Below are 20,529 nucleotides of genomic sequence, written 5' to 3' on the forward strand. Positions count from 1 at the left end.
TCCCCCTCCTCCAGGAGCAGGCAGTGCATTCACAGGAAGTCCCGGGGACGGCTCCACACCGAGCCCTCCACGCGTACCCGATGAGACCGCAACGCCCGCGCACCCGAATCCTCGCCGGGATCGCCGCCGTTCTCCTGCTCATCGCCGGCCTGGCGGCAGGGCCGTCCGCGGCATCCGCTGCGGGCAATCCCTACGAGCGCGGGCCCTCCCCCACCGCGGCGAGCATCGCCGCGGACCGCGGTCCTTTCGCCACCGCCCAGGTGACCGTCCCCAGGGGCAACGGATTCGGTGGCGGGGTCATCTACTACCCGACGGACACCAGCCAGGGCACGTTCGGCGCCATCGCGATCGCCCCCGGCTTCGGCACCGCCTGGAGCTACTACGCCTGGCAGGGCCCCAGACTCGCCTCGTTCGGCTTCGTCGTGATCGGGATCGAGACCAACACCCTCAACGACTACGCCGACGCCCGGGCCACCCAGTTGCTCGCCGCCTTGGACTACCTGGTCAACAGCAGTCCGGTGCGTGACCGGGTCGACCGCGGCCGGCTGGCGGTGGGCGGACACTCCATGGGCGGCGGAGGCGCACTCCTCGCGGCCACCCAGCGGCCCTCGCTCCTGACCGCGGTCGGGCAGGCGCCGTACGTGCCCAACGGCAATCTGTCGGGCATCAAGAGCCCCACCGTCATCTTCGCCGGCCAGGCCGACGGAACGGTGACCCCGCAGTACGCCCAGAACGCCTACAACACGATTCCCGCCGACGTCGAGCGCGCGTACGTCGAGATCGCCAACGAGGGCCACGGCTTCCCCGCCGGCGGCGGCGGGGGCAACTCCGGTGCCTTCGCCCGCACCATGATGGTCTGGCTGAAGCTGTTCATCGACAAGGACACCCGTTACGCGCCGTTCCTGTGCCCGACGCTGTCCAACGCCAGCGGCATCTCCAAGTACATGGCAAGCTGCCCGCTCGACCCGCCCGGAGGCGGCCCGACGGCCAGCCCGACGGCGACTCCCAGCTCGACTCCGACGGGTCCTCCGCCGGCCACGGGGGCGCTGCGGGGCGTGGCGTCGGGGCGGTGCCTGGACGTCAGCGGGGCGTCCCAGGCCAACGGCGCCCAGGCGCAGATCTGGGACTGCAACGGCCAGGCCAACCAGCAGTGGACCTCCACCACCGCCGGTGAACTGCGCGTCTACGGCAACAAGTGCCTCGACGTCAACGGCGCCGGCACGGCCGACGGCACCAGCGTGATCATCTGGGACTGCAACGGCCAGAACAACCAGAAGTGGCGCCTCAACACCGACGGCACCATCACCGCCGTCGGCGCGAACAAATGCCTGGACGTGTCCGGCGCCGGCACCGCCAACGGCACCAAGACGCAGATCTGGACCTGCCACGGCGGCACCAACCAGAAATGGACCCGCGTCTGACGGCGCCCTCGTCGTCCGACCCGATGAGGAAACCAGAGGCGGCACCCCTCTGGGCACGAAGCAGAACTCCGCAACAGCGCGGCGGCGCGCGCTCTGCCCTTACTGATCCTTGACTGTCAGGAAGGAAGCCGATGTCCCGACGTCCGTGGCTCACAACGCTGACCACGATGGCGCTGATCACTTCCGGAGCCTTGGCGCTCACCTCCGCTCCGGCGAACGCGCTGACCATCCCGGCGTCCGACTACCAGCAGGTGTCGCTCGCGTCGGGCGGCTCGGAGCTGGGTGAGGCGATGTCGTTGGCCGTGATGCCCAACCGGTCGGTCCTCCACACGGCCCGTGACGGCACGCTGCGCGTCACCGATGTCAACGGCAACACCAAGGTGGCCGGCAAGCTCAACGTCTACACCCACGATGAGGAGGGCCTTCAAGGTGTGGCGGTCGACCCGAACTTCGCGTCCAACCGCTACGTCTGGCTCTACTACTCGCCACGGCTCAGCACGCCGACCGGTGACGCGCCCAGCAACGGCACCCAGTCGCAGTTCGACCAGTGGAAGGGACACCTGAACCTGTCCCGCTTCACACTGAAGTCCGACGACACGCTCGACATGAGCAGTGAGAAGGTCGTGCTGGAGGTGCCGAACGACCGGGGGATGTGCTGCCATGTGGGCGGCGACATCGACTTCGACGCCGCCGGCAACCTGTATCTGACCACCGGCGACGACAGCAACCCGTTCGAGTCGGCCGGGTATTCGCCGCTGGACGAGCGCACCGACCGCAACCCGCAGTACGACGCCCAGCGCACGGCGGCCAACACCAACGACCTGCGCGGCAAGCTGCTGCGGATCAAGCCGCAGCCGGACGGCACCTACACGATCCCCAGCGGGAACCTTTTCCCCCCGGGTACGGCGAAGACGCGGCCGGAGATCTACGCGATGGGCCTGCGCAACCCGTTCCGGATGAGCGTGGACAAGGCCACCGGCGTCGTCTATCTGGGCGACTACGGGCCGGACGCGGGGTCGACCAACTCCAACCGGGGGCCGAGCGGGCAGGTGGAGTTCAACCGGATCACCAGTCCGGGCAACTACGGCTGGCCGTACTGCACCGGCACGAACACCACCAGCGAGACCTACAACGAGTGGAACTTCGCCTCCAACAGCACAGGACCGAAGTACAACTGCGCGGGAGGGCCGACCAACAACTCCTTCCGCAACACCGGGCTGACCACGTTGCCGGCGGCCAAGCCGGCCTGGATCAGGTACGGAGGGGACGCCGGTTCGCCGCCGGAGTTCGGCTCCGGGTCGGAGTCGCCGATGGGCGGTCCGGTCTACCGCTACGACCCGAACCTGAACTCCGCCGTCAAGTTCCCGCAGGCGCTCGACGGGCGGTTCTTCGCGGGTGAGTACGGCCGCCGCTGGATCAAGGCGATCGAGGTCAAGTCGGACGGCGCCTACGGGGAGATCTCCGCCTTCCCCTGGAGCGGCACCCAGGTGATGGACATGGCCTTCGGTCCCGACGGCGCCCTCTACGTGCTCGACTACGGCACCGGAAGCAACAATCAGGCGTTGTATCGGATCGAGTACATCGGCAAGGCCAACCGCAACCCGATCGCCAAGGCCTCCGCCGACAAGACCTCGGGACCGTCTCCGCTGACCGTGAGCTTCTCCTCAGCGGGCAGTTCCGACCCCGAGGGCGGTGCGCTGACGTACTCGTGGAACTTCGGCGACGGCACCACCTCCACGGCGGCCAACCCGAGCAAGACCTACACCACGGACGGCACCTACACCGCCACCCTTACCGTCCGTGACCCGCAGGGGCTGACCGGCACGGCGAGTGTGACCGTGAACGTGGGCAACACCGCGCCGTCGGTCACGCTCACCTCGCCGGTGGAGGGGCAGTTGTTCTCCTTCGGCGACACGGTGCCCTTCCAGGTCGCCGTGTCCGACCCCGAGGACGGGACGATCGACTGCTCGACGGTGACCGTCACCTACTTCCTCGGGCACGACAGCCACGCCCATCAGATCACCTCCAAGTCCGGGTGTTCCGGGTCGATCGCGGTGCCGGTCGACGGTGAGCACGACTCGGCGGCCAACATCTACGGGGTGCTGCAGGCGTCCTACACCGACAAGGGCGGCCTCACCACCACCGTCGTCCGGACGCTGCAGCCGCGGCATCGCCAGGCCGAGCACTTCGGCGCCCAGCAGGGCGTGCAGACGGCCGACCACACCACCGCCGAGGGCGGCAAGACGGTCGGCTTCACCGACGACGGCGACTGGATCTCCTTCCAGCCCTACAACCTGAGCAACGCGACGAAGATCACCGCACGGGTGTCGTCCGGTGGCGTGGGCGGCCGGCTGGAGGTGCGGGCGGGCTCCGCGACCGGCACGCTGCTGGGTACGGTGAACGTGGCGGCCACCGGCGGCTGGGAGACCTTCACCGACGTGTCGGCGAACCTCAGCGGCGCGCCGGCGGGGACCACCACCCTGTATCTGGTGTTCCGCGGAGCGACAGGACAGGGCTACCTGTTCGATCTGGACGCCTTCACCTTCGACACCGGCACGTCGTCCTCCCCGTCGCCCTCTCCGTCGCCCTCGGCGAGCACGAGTGCGCTGAAGGGTGTGGCGTCGGGGCGGTGCCTGGACGTCAACGGCGCCTCGCAGGCCAACGGCGCGCAGGCGCAGATCTGGGACTGCAACGGCCAGGCCAACCAGCAGTGGACCTCCACCAGCGCCGGTGAACTGCGCGTCTACGGCAACAAGTGCCTCGACGTCAACGGCGGGAGCACGGCCGACGGCGCCAGCGTGATCATCTGGGACTGCAACGGCCAGAACAACCAGAAGTGGCGCCTCAACACCGACGGCACCATCACCGCCGTCGGCGCGAACAAATGCCTGGACGTCAACGGCGGCGGCACCGCCAACGGCACCAAGGTGCTGATCTGGACGTGCAACGGCCAGAACAACCAGAAGTGGACCCGCGTCTGACGCCATCCCAGAGGCCACTCCCCACCATCCGATCCACCAATTGATGCGACGCCCGGCACGGCCCCGCCCTCGACCAGAGAAGGGGGCCGCGCCGAGCGCCGCGACGGAAGGACACCCATGCTGCGACATCTGACCCCCGCCGCGCTCGGGCGCGTCGCGGGGAGCGACCGGAAGACATCCGTGCTGCGACGCCTGTCGGTGACCGCGGTGGCGCTCACCGCCGCCGCCGCGACGGTGATCCCCGCCATCCCCGCCCACGCCGCCGCCTTCAAGGTGCTGGTGTTCTCCAAGACGGCCGCGTTCCGGCACGACTCCATCCCCGCCGGCATCCAAGCCATCCGCGAACTGGGCGCGGCCAACGACTTCGCGGTGGACGCCACGGAGGACGCGAACGCGTTCACCTCGGGCAACCTCGCGCAGTACAAGGCCGTGGTGTTCCTCAGCACCACCGGCGACGTGCTGAACGCCTCCCAGCAGACCGCCTTCCAGTCGTACATCGACGGCGGAGGCGGCTACGTGGGGGTGCATTCGGCCGCCGACACCGAATACGACTGGCCCTACTACGGGCAGCTGATGGGGGCCTGGTTCAACAACCACCCGGCCATCCAGCAGGCGACCGTACGGAACGAGGACCGGGCGCACGCGGCCACGGCCCATCTCGGCCAGACCTGGACGCGCACCGACGAGTGGTACAACTACCGCACCAACCCGCGCGCCAACGTGCACGTGCTGCAGAGCCTGAACGAGAGCAGCTACAGCGGCGGGAACATGGGCGACCACCCGATCACCTGGTGCCACCCGCAGGCGTCCGGCCGCGCGTTCTACACCGGTCTCGGGCACACCCAGGAGTCGTACGCCGATTCCAACTTCCGCACCCTGCTGCTCGGCGGCATCCGCTACGCGGCCAAGGCCACGAACGCCGACTGCCGTCCCGAGACCGGCTACACGACCCTGTACAACGGATCGACCACCGGCTGGACGCAGGCCGGGCCGGGCTCGTTCGCCAACAGCGACGCCACGCTGACCTCCCAGGGCGGCATGGGCATGCTGTGGTACAACGCCAAGGAGTTCGGCTCCTACTCCCTCAAGCTCGACTGGAAGATGACCGGTGACTCCAACTCCGGCGTGGTCGTCGGATTCCCGGCCACCAGCGACCCCCAGACGGCCCTCGACACCGGGTACGAGGTCCAGATCGACGCCACCGACACCGCGGACAAGACGACCGGAGCGATCTACGGCTTCCAGTCGGCCGACCTCGCCGCACGTGACGCGGCGCTGAACCCGCCGGGTCAGTGGAACACCTACGAACTGCTCGTGCAGGGAGAGCGGCTGCAGGTGTTCCTCAACGGCACCAAGATCAATGATTTCACGAACACGGACCCGGCCCGATCCCTGCAACAGGGGTACATCGGCATCCAGAACCACGGGTCCGGCGATGTGGTGTCCTTCCGGAACATCCGGGTCAAGGAACTGAGCGGCCCATCGACCTCCCCGTCCCCCTCGCCGTCGCCGTCGCCGTCCCCTTCCGCGTCGCCGTCGCCGCCTGCGGGTGGTACGACCGCGCTGCGGGGTGTGGCGTCGGGCCGATGCCTGGACGTCAACGGCGCGTCCCAGACCAACGGTGCGACGGTGCTGATCTGGGACTGCAACGGCCAGAACAACCAGAAGTGGACCTCCACCAGTGCGAGTGAGCTGCGGGTCTACGGCAGCAAGTGCCTGGACGTCAACGGCGCCGGCACCGCCGACGGCACGAGCGTGATCATCTGGGACTGCAACGGGCAGAACAACCAGAAGTGGCGCTTCAACGCGGACGGCAGCATCACCGCTGTGGGCGCGAACAAGTGCCTCAGCGTCAGCGGCACCGCCAACGGCACGAAGGCGCAGATCTATGCCTGTAACGGTCAGAACAACCAGAAGTGGACCCGCGCCTGAGGCCATCAGTCCCACCCGGGAGCGGCGGGGGACTCCGGGTCCCACCCCGCCTCACCGCACCCGGCATCACGTCCGGCGCGGCCCTGATCGGGGGCCGCGCCGGCTTTTCTTAGTTCGGATGGCGTGCCGATTCGGCGGTTTTTCGCCAAATGGCTACGAGAGTCCCTTTCCCCATGTCAGGGTATTCGGCTCTCTGCCCGGAGAGAGGGCCCACATGTATGACAAGAAGCCGGTACTGCCCCGACATGGGCGTGAAAGTTTCATACTCATTTTGCTCCGAACCCCTTGGATGCAAGACCTCCACTCCTCGTGGACTTGAGGGTATTGGGACGCTACAGCACGGTCATTTTCCTGTTAGAGGGCGACTTCCGCAGGAAGACGGCGAAACTATGTCTGGGTGTGAGAGAAGAAGTCTCCTCAGCAAGTAAATAAGCATGCTTGACATCAGAAGTTTTGTAGACCTATTTTCTTCCCGAATCGCTTCGACCGCTCCCCCGGACCAGGTTGAACCTCCGCCCGAGTCACCCCGTCCACCGGAGCGGAACGCGCGTCGGCCGGCCGCCGGGCCCTCCTCCCCGGCGACCGGCCCGGTGAGCCGCACGCCGGGCCCGGCACGACTTCCACCCCCCTTAGGAGATCCCCGTGCATGAGTCATCACCCCGTACGGCGCGGAGACTCGTCCCTGCCGGCCCGGCGGCACGTCTCGACAGGCGGGTCGCGTGCTGAGGATGACCGGCATCGGCAAGAGCTTCCTGGGCGTCCGGGTCCTCGACGGGGTCGACCTGGAGGCGTCCGCGGGCGAGGTCCACGCGGTGGTGGGAGAGAACGGCGCCGGCAAGTCGACGCTCATGAAGATCCTCGCCGGGGTGCACACTCCGGACGAGGGGACGATCGAGATCGACGGCCGCAGCGTGGCGTTCGGGCACCCGATCGAGGCGCAGCGGGCCGGGGTGGCCATCATCTACCAGGAGCTCACCCTGCTGCCGGAGCGGACGGTGGCCGAGAACGTCTTCCTCGGCCGGGAACCCGTCCGGCGGGGTCTGGTCGACCGGGCGGCGATGGAGTCGGCGACCGGTGAGCTGCTGAGCTCGCTCGGCGAGGAGTCGTTCGGGCCTCGCGATCTCGTCCGGCGGCTCTCGGTGGCGCAGCAGCAGGTCGTCGAGATCGCCAAGGCGTTGTCGCTGAACGCCCGGATCGTGGTGATGGACGAGCCGACCGCCGCGCTGGCCGACCACGAGGTGGAGCTGCTCTACACCCTGGTGCGGCGGCTCACCGGGCGCGGCATCGCGGTTCTGTACATCTCCCACCGGCTCCCCGAGATCTTCGAGCTCGCCGACCGGATCACCGTGCTCAAGGACGGTGCCCGGGTCACCACCGCGGAGGCCTCGAGCCTGGACACCGCGACTCTGGTCCGCCTGATGGTCGGCCGGGAGCTGGACTCCTACTACCCGCCCCGGGCGGCGGAGCCGCCCGGAGAGGTGATGCTGAGCGTGCGCGGCGGGGGCAACGCCCGCCTGCACGGCATCGACCTCGACCTGCGCGCTGGGGAGATCGTCGGGGTGGCCGGGCTGCAGGGCTCGGGCCGCACCGAGCTGGCCAAGGCGCTGTTCGGCGCGGAGCCCTTCACCAGCGGCGAGATGACGCCCTGCCGGCCCCGCTCGGTCCGCGAGGGCATCGCGGCGGGCATCGGACTGGTCACCGAGGACCGCAAGGCCGAAGGGCTCCTGCTGAACCAGCACGTGCGTGACAACGCCCTGCTCGTCGCCCGGGCCGCCGGGACGCGCCGGCCCGGGATCGAGCGGCTGCTCGAGCGCGTGCGGCTCACGCCGCCCCGGCCGACCCAGGAGGTCCGGCTGCTGTCCGGAGGCAACCAGCAGAAGGTCGTGCTGGCCAAGTGGATGACGGTCGCGCCGCGCGTCCTGCTGTTCGACGAACCCACCCGCGGCGTCGACGTCGGCGCCAAGGCCGTCATTCACGAGCTGATGCGCGAACTCGCCCGTGACGGCACGGCCATCCTGATGATCTCCTCCGAGCTCCCCGAGCTCATCGGCATGAGTGATCGCATCCTCGTGCTGCGGGACGGGCGCATAGCGGGAGAGCTGCCCGCCGGCGCCACCGAGGAGGCCGTGATGCACCTGGCGGCCGCATCGTGACCCAGCAACTGAAGCTCCGGCGCGGCGGGGCCGAGGGCTCGTTCCTGCGGCGGCTGTCGGCCGACCGGCCCGCGCGTGCCGTCTATGTGGCGCTGGCCCTGCTCATCGTGCTGGGCTGGCTGCTGTTCGCCCTGGACGGCGGGCGGTTCCTCAGCCAGGAGAACATCGTCGGGATCCAGCAGCGATCGGCGGCGCTGGGCATCGTCGCGGTCGGTCAGACCCTGGTGATCCTGGCCGGGAGCCTGGACCTGTCGGTGGCCTACCTGATCAGCCTGACCTCGCTGGTCGCGGCCGAGATCATGGCGGGCGCCGACGGAGGCGTACCGGCCGCGGTGGCCGCGGTGCTGGCGGTGAGCGCGACGGTCGGCCTGGTGAACGGCCTGATCGTCACCAGGCTCCGGGTGCACGCCTTCATCGCCACGCTCGGGGTCGCGCTGATCATCAGAGGCGCGCTGGACGAGCGGTACGACGGGCCGGCGGGCAGTGTGCCCGAGTCCTTCCAGCATCTCGGGTACGACCGCATCGGGCCGATCCCGGTGTCGGCGCTGCTGTGGGCAGCGGTGGCGGCGTCCGCGTGGCTCCTGCTCAGCCGGACGCGGCTGGGCTACCGGATCTACGCGGTGGGCGGGGACGCCGAGGTCGCGCGACTGTCGGGAGTGCGCACCGAGCGGGTCGTGATCGCCGCCCACGTGCTCTGCTCGGTCTGCGCCGGGATCGCCGGGTTGCTGCTGGCCTCCCGGCTCGGCGCCGGCGCGCCGACGGTCGGGACCGACGGCGGGTACGACCTGGAGTCGATCGCGGCGGTCGTGCTCGGCGGGACCGCCCTGGCCGGAGGCCGCGGCGGGGTCGCCGGGACCGTCGGCGGAGTTCTGCTCCTGGCCGTCCTCGACAGCATCTTCAACCAGCTGGAGGTCAACTCCTTCGCCAAGGACGTCGTGCGGGGCGTGGTCCTGGTGGCCGCCCTGGCGATCTACGCCCGCAGGAGGCGGACCACATGAGACGCGCGCTACCGATCTTCGTGGTGCTGGCCGGGCTGCTGGTCGCGATCGCGATAGCCAACCCGTACTTCCTGGAGCCGCCCGCCTTCCTCGCCTTCGTCAAACGGGCCGCGCCGCTGGTGATCCTCGCGGCCGGGCAGTACTTCGTCATCGTGTCCGGCGAGTTCGACCTGTCGGTCGGCTCCCTCATCACCGCCGAGGTGGTGATCGCCGCCCGGCTCATCGACGGCTCCGCGGCGGCGACCTGGCCCGTGCTGGCCCTGCTGATCGTTCTCGGACTGCTCACCGGGCTCGTCAACGGAACCGTCACCACCCTGCTCCGGGTCCCGTCGTTCATCACGACGCTCGGCATGCTGCTGATCCTCTCGGGAGCGATCTTCCTCTGGACGGGCGGCGCACCCCGGGGCGCCCTGTCCCCGCAGTTCCGCGAGCTGGGCCGGGGGAGCCTGGGCCCGGTGCCCTGGTCGGTCCTCATCCTCGCCGCGGTGGCGGCCGCCGCGATCTGCGCGATGCGTGCCGGCTTCGGCCACACGCTGATCGCGGCCGGCGACAACGACCGGGCCGCCGCTCTGTCCGGCGTCCGGGTCGCCCGGGTGCGGACGGTGGCGTTCATGATCTCCGGGCTGTCCGCGGCGGTCGCCGCGATTCTGCTCGGTGGCTTCGCCGGGGTGTCCGCGCAGGTCGGCCAGGGCCTGGAGTTCCAGGCAATCACGGCTGTCGTGCTCGGCGGCGTGGCCCTCGGGGGCGGCCGCGGCTCTGTGGTCGCCGCAATGGCGGGCGCCTTCACCCTGGAGGCGCTGTTCACCCTGCTCAACCTGTACGGCATTTCGGGGGCGGTGGAGCCGGCCGTACAGGGTGTGATCATCATCGCCGCGGTGGCGCTGGGAGCGGTGAGCCTCCCACGCAGAAGAGCCGCGGCCGCCTCGTGATGGAAGGACAACCATGCGTTCATATTCGCGGCGGCTCCTCGCCTCCGCCGCGCTGGCCGTGCTGACGCTGTCGGCGGCCGCGTGCACCAGCGACAAGCCCGGGCCCTCCGCCTCCGCCGCGCCGGCCGGGTCCACCGGGTCGGAGGACAAGGGCACCGGGGCGCAGTCGAAGTTCTTCGTGCAGGCCGACTACGACGCCCAGATGGCGATGCGCCGGGCGCAGCCGACCGGCTCGCCGGACAAGCCGTGGGAACAGAGCATCGATCCGCAGTTCGTCGACACCGCCAAGTACAAGAAGGCGGGGCCGTACCACCTGTGCTTCTCCAACGCCGCCGTCAACAATCCCTGGCGGCAGGTCGGCTGGAAGACCATGCAGGCGGAGGTCGCCCTGCACAAGGAGATCACGAAGTTCACCGCCCTGGACGCCGAGGGCAAGGACGACAAGCAGATCTCCGACATCGCGGAACTGACGGGGAAGGGCTGCGACGCGCTGATCGTCTCCCCCAACACCACGGCCACGCTGACGCCCGCGGTGTCCGGGGCCTGCCCGAAGGTGCCGGTCATCGTGTTCGACCGGGGCGTCCAGACCGACTGCCCGGTCACCTTCATCAAGCCGATCGGCGGCTACGCCTTCGGCGCCGCGGCGGCCGAGTTCCTCATCGACAAGGTGCCGCCCGGCGGGAAGATCCTGGCGCTGCGCATCCTGCCCGGTGTGGACGTGCTGGAGACCCGGTGGTCGGCGGCGAAGGTCGCGTTCGACAAGAGCGACCTCAAGGTCGTCGGCGTTGAGTTCACCGACGGTGACGCCGCGAAGACCAAGAGCGTCGTCAGCGACTACATCCAGCGCTACGGCAAGATCGACGGAGTCTGGATGGACGCGGGTGCCACGGCCGTCGCGGCCGTGGAGGCCTTCGAGGACGCGGGCCAGCCCGTGCCGCCGATCAACGGCGAGGACCAGCAGGACTTCCTGAAGAAGTGGAGCGACGCGAAGCTGACCGCCGTCGCTCCGACCTATCCGACCTACCAGTGGCGCACCCCCGTCATCGCGGCGCTCAAGATCCTCAAGGGTGAGCAGGTGCCGAAGGTCTGGAACCTTCCGCAACCGACGATCACCCAGGAGAACCTCGCCACCTACCTCAAGCCCGGCATGCCGCCGCTGCACTACGCCCTGTGCGGCTGCGAAAACCTGCCCGGCTACCCGCAGAAGTGGGGCGGCACGTCGTGATCGGAGTCAACACGTGGGTCTGGGTCTCGCCTCTCACCGACGAGTCCCTGGCCGTCCTCGCGCCGCGGATCGCGGGATGGGGATTCGACGTGGTCGAGCTGCCGGTCGAGCAGCCCGGCGACTGGGACCCCGGAAGAGCGGCGGCCCTCCTGGACGGGCTCGGCCTCGGCGCGTCGGTCGTGCTCACGATGCCACCGGGACGCGAGCTCGTCGGCGCCCCGGGGCAGAGCGTCCAGGAGACCCAGGACTACCTGCGGCACTGCGTGGACGTGGCGGTGACCGTGGGTGCGCCGGCGGTCAGCGGACCCGCCTACGCGTCGGTCGGCCGGGCCTGGCGGATGAGCCCGGACGAGCGGCACGCTCTCTACGCAGAGCTGAGGGAGAACCTGAAACCGGTCGTCGCCTACGCGGCCGAACGCGGGGTCCGGATCGGCGTCGAACCGCTCAACCGATACGAGACCAGCGTTGTCAACACCGTCGAGCAGGCGCTCGAAGCCCTCCCGGAGGAATGCGGGCTCGCTCTCGACACCTACCACATGAACATCGAGGAGAAGGATCCTCTCCGGGCCGTCCGGCTGGCGGGCGCCAGGATCGCGCACCTCCAGGTATGCGGAACCGACCGTGGCGCCCCCGGCAGCGACCACTTCGACTGGACGGGCTTCGCCGCGGCCGTCCGCGACGTGAACTACGGCGGCCCGCTCGTGATCGAGTCCTTCACCGCCGACAACAAGACCATCGCCACTGCCGCATCAGTCTGGCGTCCCCTCGCCCCCAGCCAGGACGCCCTCGCCACCGAAGGCCTCGCCTTCCTCCGCACCCTCGACCTGACCACCCGACCCTCCCCCTGAGCCGAGAGGGCTCACGCCTTCGCGCTCTTCGGCTCCGACCGTTACCCGGTAAACCCCCCCAGGAGAATTCTCATGCGAAGATCACGCCTGCTCCCCGCCCTGGCCGCGGCCTTGTTAGGGCTCTTGCTGTCCGCGGTGCCGCTGGTCGCGCACGCGGCCGCTCCGCAGTTCAAGGTGCTGCTGTTCAGCAAGACCGCGAGCGGCGCCTACCGGCACGATTCCATCCCCGCCGGTATCGCGATGTTCCAGCAGCTGGCGGCCGACAACAACTTCCAGCTCGATCGGAGCGAGGACTCCTCCGTCTTCACCACGTCGAACCTCAACAACTACGACGCGGTGATCATGCTCCAGACGTCGGGCATGGTGTGGGACACCGACGCGCAGCGTCAGGCCATGCAGGCCTACGTGCGCAGCGGCCGCGGCGTCGTGGCGATCCACAACGCCGTCGACATGAACATCGAGTCGCAGTTCCCCTGGTGGGACCAGACCGTGCTGGCCGGCGCGCACATGACGCAGCACTCGTCGATCGTGCAGGGCACCGCCAAGGTCGCCGACAAGGTCCACCCCTCGACCAAGGGCCTGCCGGACCGGTGGACCCGTACCGAGGAGTGGTACAACTTCGACAAGAACATGCGCGGCTCGGTGCACGTGCTGGTGACCGCGGACGAGACGACCTACGACGCGGGCGCGAACAAGATGGGCGCCGACCACCCGATCTCCTGGTGCCACAACCCGGAGGGCGGCCGGGTGTGGGCCACCGCGATGGGCCACAACGCGTCCTCCTACTCCGAACCGCTGTTCAAGCAGCACCTGCTGGGCGCGGTGAAGTGGGCGGCGGGCGCGGAGCCGGGCGACTGCGGCGGCACGATCTCGGCCCGCTTCCAGAAGGTGACCCTCGACGGCGCGCCGGACCAGCCGATGGAGCTGGACGTGGCCGCCGACGGCAGGGTCTTCTACATCTCGCGCTCCGGCAAGGTCAACCTGATCCCCGCGGGCGGCGGCAGCACGCGCGTCATCGGCACCCTGTCCGTGTACGACGGCGGCGAGGACGGCGGCATCGGGATCGCGCTCGACCCGAACTTCGCCAACAACGGCTGGATCTACATCAACTACTCGCCGTTGAACGGCGGCGAGGTGAACAGGGTCTCCCGGTTCACCTTCAACGGCACCAGCCTCGACCTGAGCAGCGAGAAGAAGATCATCGAGGTTCCGGCGTTCCGCAACGTCGACGAGCCGGGCCACACCGGCGGCTACATCGCGTTCGGCCCGGGCGGCAACCTCTACATCGCCCCGGGCGACGACACGAACCCCAACGCCTCCAGCGGCTACGCCCCGATCGATGAGCGGCCGGGCCGGGAGCACTACGACGCCCAGCGGTCCGCGGCCAACACCAACGACCTGCGCGGCAAGATCCTGCGCATCCACCCCGAGCCCGACGGCACCTACACGATCCCGTCCGGCAACCTGTTCGCGCCGGGCACGGCCAAGACGCGGCCCGAGATCTACGCCATGGGCTTCCGCAACGCGTTCCGCTTCTCGGTCGACAAGGTCACCGGCTGGATCTCCGTGGGCGACTACGGGCCGGACGCGGGCAGCGCCAACCCCAACCGCGGCCCCGAGGGCACGGTCGAGTGGAACCTGATCAAGCAGCCCGGGTTCTACGGCTGGCCGTACTGCACCGGCAACAACACGCCGTTCAACGACTTCAACTTCGCCACCAACACCTCGGGGGCGAAGTTCAACTGCTCGGCGCCGGTCAACGACTCGCCCAACAACACCGGCCTGACCAACCTGCCGGCGGCCAAGCCCGCGACCGTGTGGTACAACTACCACGCCTCGGCCGAGTTCCCCGAAATCAACTGCTGCGGCGGCGCGGCCCCGATGGGTGGCCCGTTCTACCGCTACGACGCGGCCAGCGCCTCTGACCGCAAGTTCCCGGAGTACTTCGACGGCGCGACGTTCTTGTACGAATGGAGCCGCAACTTCGTCAAGGAGATGCGCCTCGACTCCTCGGGCAACCTCCTGAAGATCAACCCGTTCGTGGCGAACATCGCCCCGCACGCGCCGATCGACATGAAGTTCGGCCCTGACGGCGCCCTGTACATGGCCGACTGGGGCAACGGCTTCGGCCACGAGAACACCGATGACAGCATCTACCGGATCGACTACGTGGTCGGGAACCGCGCTCCCGTCGCCAAGGCGAGCGCCGACCCCGACTCGGGCAACGCGCCGCTGACGGTGGCGTTCTCCTCGGCCGGCTCGTCCGACCCCGACGGCGACGCGATCACCTACAGCTGGGACTTCGGCGACGGCGGGACCTCCACCAGCGCCAACCCGTCCCACACCTACAACGCCAACGGCACCTACAACGCCAGGCTGACCGTACGGGATGCGAGCGGGAAGACGGGCAGTGTCACGCTGCCCATCGTCGTCGGCAACACCCGTCCCAAGGTCGTCTTCTCGGCTCCGCCGGACGGCGGGTTCATCGACTTCGGCGACCGGGTGTCCTACACGGTGAACGTCACCGACCCCGAGGACGGCACCGTCGACTGCACCAAGGTCAATGTGTTCACCGCGCTCGGCCACGACCAGCACGCGCACGACACCGGCCAGTACACCGGTTGCTCCGGGACGGTCGCGACCACGGCCTCCGGCCATGACGAGGCCTCCAACGTCTACTACGTCCTGGGCGCGGACTACACCGACAAGGGCGGTCTGAAGGGCAGCGCCGGCATCACCCTGCAGCCCAAGCACAAGCAGGCCGAGCACTTCACCGGCTCGTCCGGCATCCGGGTCGTCGACGAGCCCGGGGCCGAGGGCGGCAGGCGCGTCGGCGACATCTCCAACAACGACTGGATCTCCTTCACGCCGATCAACCTGTCCGGAATCGACTCGGTGTCCTTCCGTGTCTCGGCGCCGTCCAGCACCGGGGCGTCCATCGAACTGCACGCCGACTCGCCGACCGGGACGCTCATCGCCTCCAGCGCCGTTCCGGCGACCGGGGGATGGAACACCTACGTGTCCCTTCCGGCGGTGCGGGTCACCGACCCCGGTGGCACCCGCAATCTCTACGTCGTGTTCAAGGCGCCCTCGGCGAACGCGTTCGACGTCGACTCGTTCACCTTCGTCGGCAAGGGGGTCGGACAGGCAGGCGGGTCCCCCTCGCCCTCCCCCTCGCCGTCCACATCCCCGTCCCCGTCCCCGTCGCCGTCCCCGTCGTCGCCGTCGGGCAGCACCAGCGCACTCAAGGGTGTGGGCTCCGGGCGGTGCCTGGACGTCAACGGCGCCTCGCAGGCCAACGGCGCGCAGGCGCAGATCTGGGACTGCAACGGCCAGGCCAACCAGCAGTGGACCTCCACCAGCGCCGGTGAACTGCGCGTCTACGGCAACAAGTGCCTCGACGTCAACGGCGGGAGCACGGCCGACGGCGCCAGCGTGATCATCTGGGACTGCAACGGCCAGAACAACCAGAAGTGGCGCCTCAACACCGACGGCACCATCACCGCCGTCGGCGCGAACAAATGCCTGGACGTCAACGGCGGCGGCACCGCCAACGGCACCAAGGTGCTGATCTGGACGTGCAACGGCCAGAACAACCAGAAGTGGACCCGCGTCTGACACCGATCTGACGCCCGAAATCCGGAGCCGGTCCGCCCTCGGCGGGCCGGCTCTCCCCTTGTCAGCGACACGCAAATTCATCATATGAATTACATATGAGCAGAGGAGTTATACTCTCACCTGTGATGATCCTCCTGGAGGCCCAGTGACTGCCGCGTTCTCTCAACCCGGCCTGACCGCGAGCGCCTCCCGCGGCCCACTGGAGCCGCCCGCACACCGACGGCCCCGCCGCCTGGGCGACACCGTGGTCACGTATCTCGTCGACCGTATCGTGTCGGGGGCCTACCCCGTGGACAGCGTGCTCCCGACAGAGCCCGAGTTGTGCCAGGAGTTCGGCGTCTCCCGTACGGTGGTGCGCGAGTCGATCAAGCTTCTGGAGGCGAAGGGCCTGGTCAAGGCCACTCCGGGCCGGGGGACCCGGGTCCTGGAGCCCATCGGCTGGAACCTGCTGGACCCCCTCGTCCTCGAGGCGCAGATCCGGCACGACAGCGACCTGTCCATCCTCGACGACCTCGTCAACGTCCGGGTGGCGCTCGAATGCGACATGGCGGCGCAGTGCGCGCGCGTGATCACACCGGCTCAGGCCGAGGCGCTGAAAAGGCAGGCGAACGTCCTCGCGGAGACCCTGCACGACCCGGAGCGCTACGGCAGGGAGGACGTCGCCTTCCACGAAATGATCATGCTTGCCTCCGGCAATCGCCTCGGTCATGCGATCATTCATGGCATCCATGCCAAGGCACGGCTGTCGAGTCAGTACAACGGCGACCCGAACAGGGAGGAACTCCTCCAGTCGCTCGCCGAGCACCGGCAGATCGAGTCCATGATCCTTCAGGGCGACTCCCAGGGCGCCGCGGCCGCGATGCGCGTCCACATAGTGGGCTCATGGGCCAGGCGCCGCCCCCGCGTACACGGAGCGATGGGCCAGGAAGCCGGCTCCTGAGAGGGCCCCCGCCGCGGCCGGCGCCACCGTGGCGGGGGGAACCTCACCCGCCACCCGCGGGTGCTTGCAGGGGCCAGTGCATCAGGGTTCGCGCGTCGGCACGGCCTCGGCCGGGATCAGTCCTTCGGCGATCAGGTCGTGCCAGAGCCCCTCGGGGATGTCGGTCTCGAACCGCCGGAGGTTCTCGTCCACCTCTCGCGGTGAGCGCATGCCGACGGCGATCGCGGAGACCGCGGGGTGCAGCAGCGGAAAGGCCAGCGCGGCGGCGGGCAGTTCGACACCGTGATCTGCGCAGACAGACGCGATGCGCTCCGCGCGCCCGAGCGCGTCGGCGCCGGGGGCACGGTACTCGTACGTCGAGCCGGGTGCGGGCCGGGCGGTGGAGAGCAGGCCGGTGGCGAAGACACCGACGGCGACCACGGCGACACCGAAGCGACGGGCCGGTGTGAGCACCGAGTCGAGTGCGCTGTGGTCGAGCAGCGAATAGCGGTTGGCCAGCATGATCACATCGACGAGCCCCTCCTCGATGATCGCGGCGAGCCCGGCGGTGGAGTTGGTCCCGACGCCGATGGCCTTCACGACGCCGGCGGCCTTCAGCCGCGCCAGCGACGCGAGCCCCTCCCGCGCCGCGCTCTTCCACGCCTGGTCGGGATCGTGCAGGTACAGGATGTCGACCGACTCGAGTCCGAGACGCGTCAGGCTCTCCCGGAGCGAGCGTTCGACACCCGTCGCCGAGAAGTCCCACCGCCGCGTGAGGTCGCCGGGAACGGCGAACCCGTCGTCATCCCATTCCCGAGGCCGGGGATTGGGCACGATCAGGCGACCGACCTTGGTGGAAAGCACGAACTCGTCGCGAGGGCGGCGGCGCAATTCGGCTCCGATGCGGCGTTCGGAGAGCCCGAGACCATAGTGCGGCGCCGTGTCGAAGTAGCGGATACCGCGATCCCACGCCCGGCGGACGGTCCGGGCGGCCTCGTCGTCGCTCACAGACCGGGCGAAGTTGCCGAGCGGTGATCCGCCGAGCCCGATGACGCCGCGCCCCGACCGGCCTCGGTTCAGCAGATCCGCGATCGAGGCCGTCATCCGCCCAGCCCGTAGAGGACCGACGCGGCGCCAGACATGATCGACTGCCGCTCCGCCGGGCTCAGCTCGCCGATGAGCTCGTCCACCGCGCGCCGCCACGCGACCGCACCGGCCCCCAGCTCGGCCAGCGGCCAGTCGGACCCGTACATGAGCCGCTCCGGGCCGAACGCGTCGAGCGCCACGTCGACCACGCGGCGGAGGCGGGCTCCGTCGCCGCCGTTCACGAGTCCGGCCAGCCCGGAGATCTTCGCGAAGGTGTTCGGCCGGCCGGCGAGCTCGCGCAGGCCGGCCTCCCAGCCGGCCTCGTCGTCCGACTCGGCGATCCCGCCGAGGTGGTCCACGACGAAGCGGACACCGGGGTGCGCGGCCACGACGGTCGCGGCCAGCGGCAGCTGCCACCATCGAACGACCAGGTCGAAGCCGAGGTCGCGTGCGCCCAGCTGCTCAAGCGCCCTTCCCACGTCGGGTCGCGCGAGCCAGTCGGGGTCGGGGTCGATGTGGACCAGGTGCCGGATTCCCACCAGCCTCCGGCGCGCCGCGGGATCGAGCCCGTCGAGTTGCGCCGCGACGTCGGCGGTGAGGTCGGTCCAGCCGACCACACCGGCGATGCGCGGGCTCGGGTGCGCCAGCAGCCGCCGCGTCTCGGCGGCGCTGTTGCTCGCCTGCACGACGACCGCGGCGTCCACGCCCGCCGAATCGAGCATCCGCTCGAGGTCGCCGGGCGTGAAGTCGCGATCGATGGCCGCCATCGTCGTGGGGTCGATCCACGGCTGGGGGTCGGTGGCCCGGTTCCAGAGATGGACGTGTGCGTCGATCACGCCGGTCACGACAGGTGCCAGATCTCGTCGAGCGGCTGCCACAGCGCTCCGGGATCTCTTTCTTCGACGATCCGCACCTGGCAGGGGTCGGTGCGCGTCCACCACTCGCGCGTCACCGGGTCCTCTGCGATGCGGGCCATGTCGGCCGCGTGATCCTCGCCGACATACTCGTAGTAGGCGAACAGGGTGTCGCCGACGATGAAGATCGAGTAGTTCGTGACGTTGGCGTCGCGCAAGGTCTGCTCGACCTGCGGCCAGACGTTGCGATGCAGTTCGAGGTACTCCTCCCTGCGCTCGGGCCGGACGCCGACGACGAGGGCGTGACGCTCGACGCGGCGCCGCTCGGTGTACTTGTCCATTCGCTCGCTCATGACCCCACCCGCTCTCCCGCGGGCGCGCCGATGCGGTCGTCCCAGTGGGAATCCGGGACGAGGCGCAGGCCCGCTCGCGTGGGGCGGACATGCGGCCCCGCGATCGCGGCCGGCGGATCGGCGGCTCGCACGGCGTTGATGTGATCCTCGTCCACCCGGATGCCCAGGCCCGGCTCGTCGCCGAGGACGATCCCGCCGTCCTCGAACTCCTGGTCGACGTCGAGTCCGATGGGCGCCGACAGGTCCTGGACCTCGAAGGCCAGGTGGTTCGGCACCGCCGTGGCGGCGTGCGCGACCGGGTTGGCGTGGTAGGCCACCGGGCTCACGGGCAGGTCCCGGCTGTGCGCCACCGCGGCCACCCGCAGGAAGTGCGTGATGCCCCACACGTTGCCCACCTGGACGATGTCGACGGCGTCGGCGTCCAGGAGCGGCCGGTACTGATCGAGGCCGGTGAGGTTCTCTCCGGTCGCCACGCCGGCGCGGATGCCCCGCCGGACCGCGGCGAGCCCGGCCGCGTCCCATCTCCGCACCGGCTCCTCGACCCAGGTGAGGTCCACCGACCGCTCCAGGGCCGCGATGTATCGCACGGCCTGCGAGCGGTTCCACGACTCGTTGGCGTCGAACATGAGGGCGGGCTGGGCCGAGTTGCGTCCGAGGACCTCCCGCAGCGCCTTCAGCCGGCGCAGATCGTGCTCGAGGCTCCGGCCGCCCTTGAGCTTGGCGGCGCTGAAGCCCCGGTCCGCGAAGCGCTCGTAGAGGCGTACGAGGGCGTCGTCGTCGAGTGCGATGTCCAGCCCGGAGGCGTAGCCCGGAACGAACCGGTCGCGTCCGCCGAGAGTGCGCCAGAGCGGCTCGCCGGCCGCCTTCGCCTTGAGATCCCAGAGCGCCATGTCGATCGCGCCGATCGCGCCGAACGTCGCGCCGGAGTGGCCCGTCTTGAAGACCCGGTCGATCATCCGGTCATAGAGCGCGGAGACGGCCCGCGGGTCCTCGCCCTCGACGGCGCCGAAGACGCGGTCGATGTCGCCGTGCGCTCCGAGCCCGACACCCTCGACGCCGCTGTCGGTCTCGAGGATCAGCACGTGCACATCCGTGCGCGGCTCGGGCATGACGCCGTTGGCGTCGCCGATCGGCCGGCCCCAGTCGTGCGCAGTGGTCAGGCTGCGATAGCCGGTGACCTTCACGATTGCTCCTTTGTGACAGGAATTCGAC

General features: G+C 69.5%; 14 protein-coding genes. 10 read left to right on the forward strand and 4 right to left on the reverse strand.

The window, feature by feature from the left end:
- Positions 1-80: 80 nt before the first annotated feature.
- From Msi02_RS43750 to Msi02_RS41070, 10 genes are all read left to right on the forward strand, one after another.
- Positions 81-1,421: an RICIN domain-containing protein gene (locus Msi02_RS43750; protein WP_239109290.1), complete on the forward strand. Its 1,341-nt coding sequence runs from the start codon at positions 81-83 to the stop codon at positions 1,419-1,421.
- 131 nt (positions 1,422-1,552) lie between these two features.
- Positions 1,553-4,402, forward strand: coding sequence for a lectin (locus Msi02_RS41030; protein ID WP_204053122.1), 2,850 nt, complete (start codon positions 1,553-1,555; stop codon positions 4,400-4,402).
- A gap of 117 nt (positions 4,403-4,519) precedes the next feature.
- Positions 4,520-6,334 (forward strand): ThuA domain-containing protein, encoded by a 1,815-nt coding sequence (locus tag Msi02_RS41035; protein WP_204053123.1) that lies wholly within the window; start codon positions 4,520-4,522, stop codon positions 6,332-6,334.
- Between the two features lie 728 nt (positions 6,335-7,062).
- Positions 7,063-8,487 (forward strand): sugar ABC transporter ATP-binding protein, encoded by a 1,425-nt coding sequence (locus Msi02_RS41040; RefSeq protein ID WP_204053138.1) that lies wholly within the window; start codon positions 7,063-7,065, stop codon positions 8,485-8,487.
- Complete coding sequence (locus Msi02_RS41045; RefSeq protein ID WP_239109293.1) at positions 8,484-9,485, forward strand: ABC transporter permease; 1,002 nt, start codon at positions 8,484-8,486, stop codon at positions 9,483-9,485. The genes Msi02_RS41040 and Msi02_RS41045 overlap by 4 nt, the downstream gene beginning before the upstream one ends.
- Positions 9,482-10,414, forward strand: coding sequence for an ABC transporter permease (locus Msi02_RS41050; RefSeq protein ID WP_204053124.1), 933 nt, complete (start codon positions 9,482-9,484; stop codon positions 10,412-10,414). Before Msi02_RS41045 ends, Msi02_RS41050 begins: the two co-directional genes overlap by 4 nt.
- Positions 10,415-10,427: 13 nt before the next feature.
- Positions 10,428-11,639, forward strand: a complete 1,212-nt coding sequence (locus Msi02_RS41055) for a substrate-binding domain-containing protein (RefSeq protein ID WP_204053125.1) — start codon at positions 10,428-10,430, stop codon at positions 11,637-11,639.
- Positions 11,636-12,487: a sugar phosphate isomerase/epimerase family protein gene (locus Msi02_RS41060; RefSeq protein ID WP_204053126.1), complete on the forward strand. Its 852-nt coding sequence runs from the start codon at positions 11,636-11,638 to the stop codon at positions 12,485-12,487. Before Msi02_RS41055 ends, Msi02_RS41060 begins: the two co-directional genes overlap by 4 nt.
- Positions 12,488-12,559: 72 nt before the next feature.
- On the forward strand, positions 12,560-16,105 hold the full coding sequence (locus tag Msi02_RS41065; protein WP_204053127.1) for a lectin: 3,546 nt from the start codon (positions 12,560-12,562) through the stop codon (positions 16,103-16,105).
- A gap of 145 nt (positions 16,106-16,250) precedes the next feature.
- Entirely contained in the window at positions 16,251-17,045 is a 795-nt protein-coding gene (locus tag Msi02_RS41070; protein WP_079321086.1) for a FadR/GntR family transcriptional regulator, read from the forward strand.
- Between the two features lie 81 nt (positions 17,046-17,126).
- On the opposite strand, the gene Msi02_RS41075 is transcribed toward Msi02_RS41070, so the two are convergent.
- Genes Msi02_RS41075 through Msi02_RS41090 form a run of 4 tightly spaced genes read right to left on the reverse strand, consistent with a single transcriptional unit; the run spans position 17,127 to position 20,501 of the window.
- Positions 17,127-18,128: an aldo/keto reductase gene (locus tag Msi02_RS41075; RefSeq protein WP_204053128.1), complete on the reverse strand. Its 1,002-nt coding sequence runs from the start codon at positions 18,126-18,128 to the stop codon at positions 17,127-17,129.
- A complete protein-coding gene (locus tag Msi02_RS41080) occupies positions 18,125-18,946 on the reverse strand; it encodes an amidohydrolase family protein (RefSeq protein ID WP_204053129.1) in 822 nt (273 codons plus the stop codon). The genes Msi02_RS41075 and Msi02_RS41080 overlap by 4 nt, the downstream gene beginning before the upstream one ends.
- A gap of 5 nt (positions 18,947-18,951) precedes the next feature.
- The gene (locus tag Msi02_RS41085) at positions 18,952-19,317 is read right to left on the reverse strand and encodes an L-rhamnose mutarotase (protein WP_204053130.1); all 366 of its coding nucleotides are present in this window, start codon (positions 19,315-19,317) and stop codon (positions 18,952-18,954) included.
- Positions 19,314-20,501: a mandelate racemase/muconate lactonizing enzyme family protein gene (locus Msi02_RS41090; protein ID WP_204053131.1), complete on the reverse strand. Its 1,188-nt coding sequence runs from the start codon at positions 20,499-20,501 to the stop codon at positions 19,314-19,316. Before Msi02_RS41090 ends, Msi02_RS41085 begins: the two co-directional genes overlap by 4 nt.
- Positions 20,502-20,529 lie beyond the last annotated feature (28 nt).

Origin of the sequence: Microbispora siamensis (genome assembly GCF_016863095.1) — a bacterium.
In the GTDB taxonomy this organism is placed as follows: domain Bacteria; phylum Actinomycetota; class Actinomycetes; order Streptosporangiales; family Streptosporangiaceae; genus Microbispora; species Microbispora siamensis.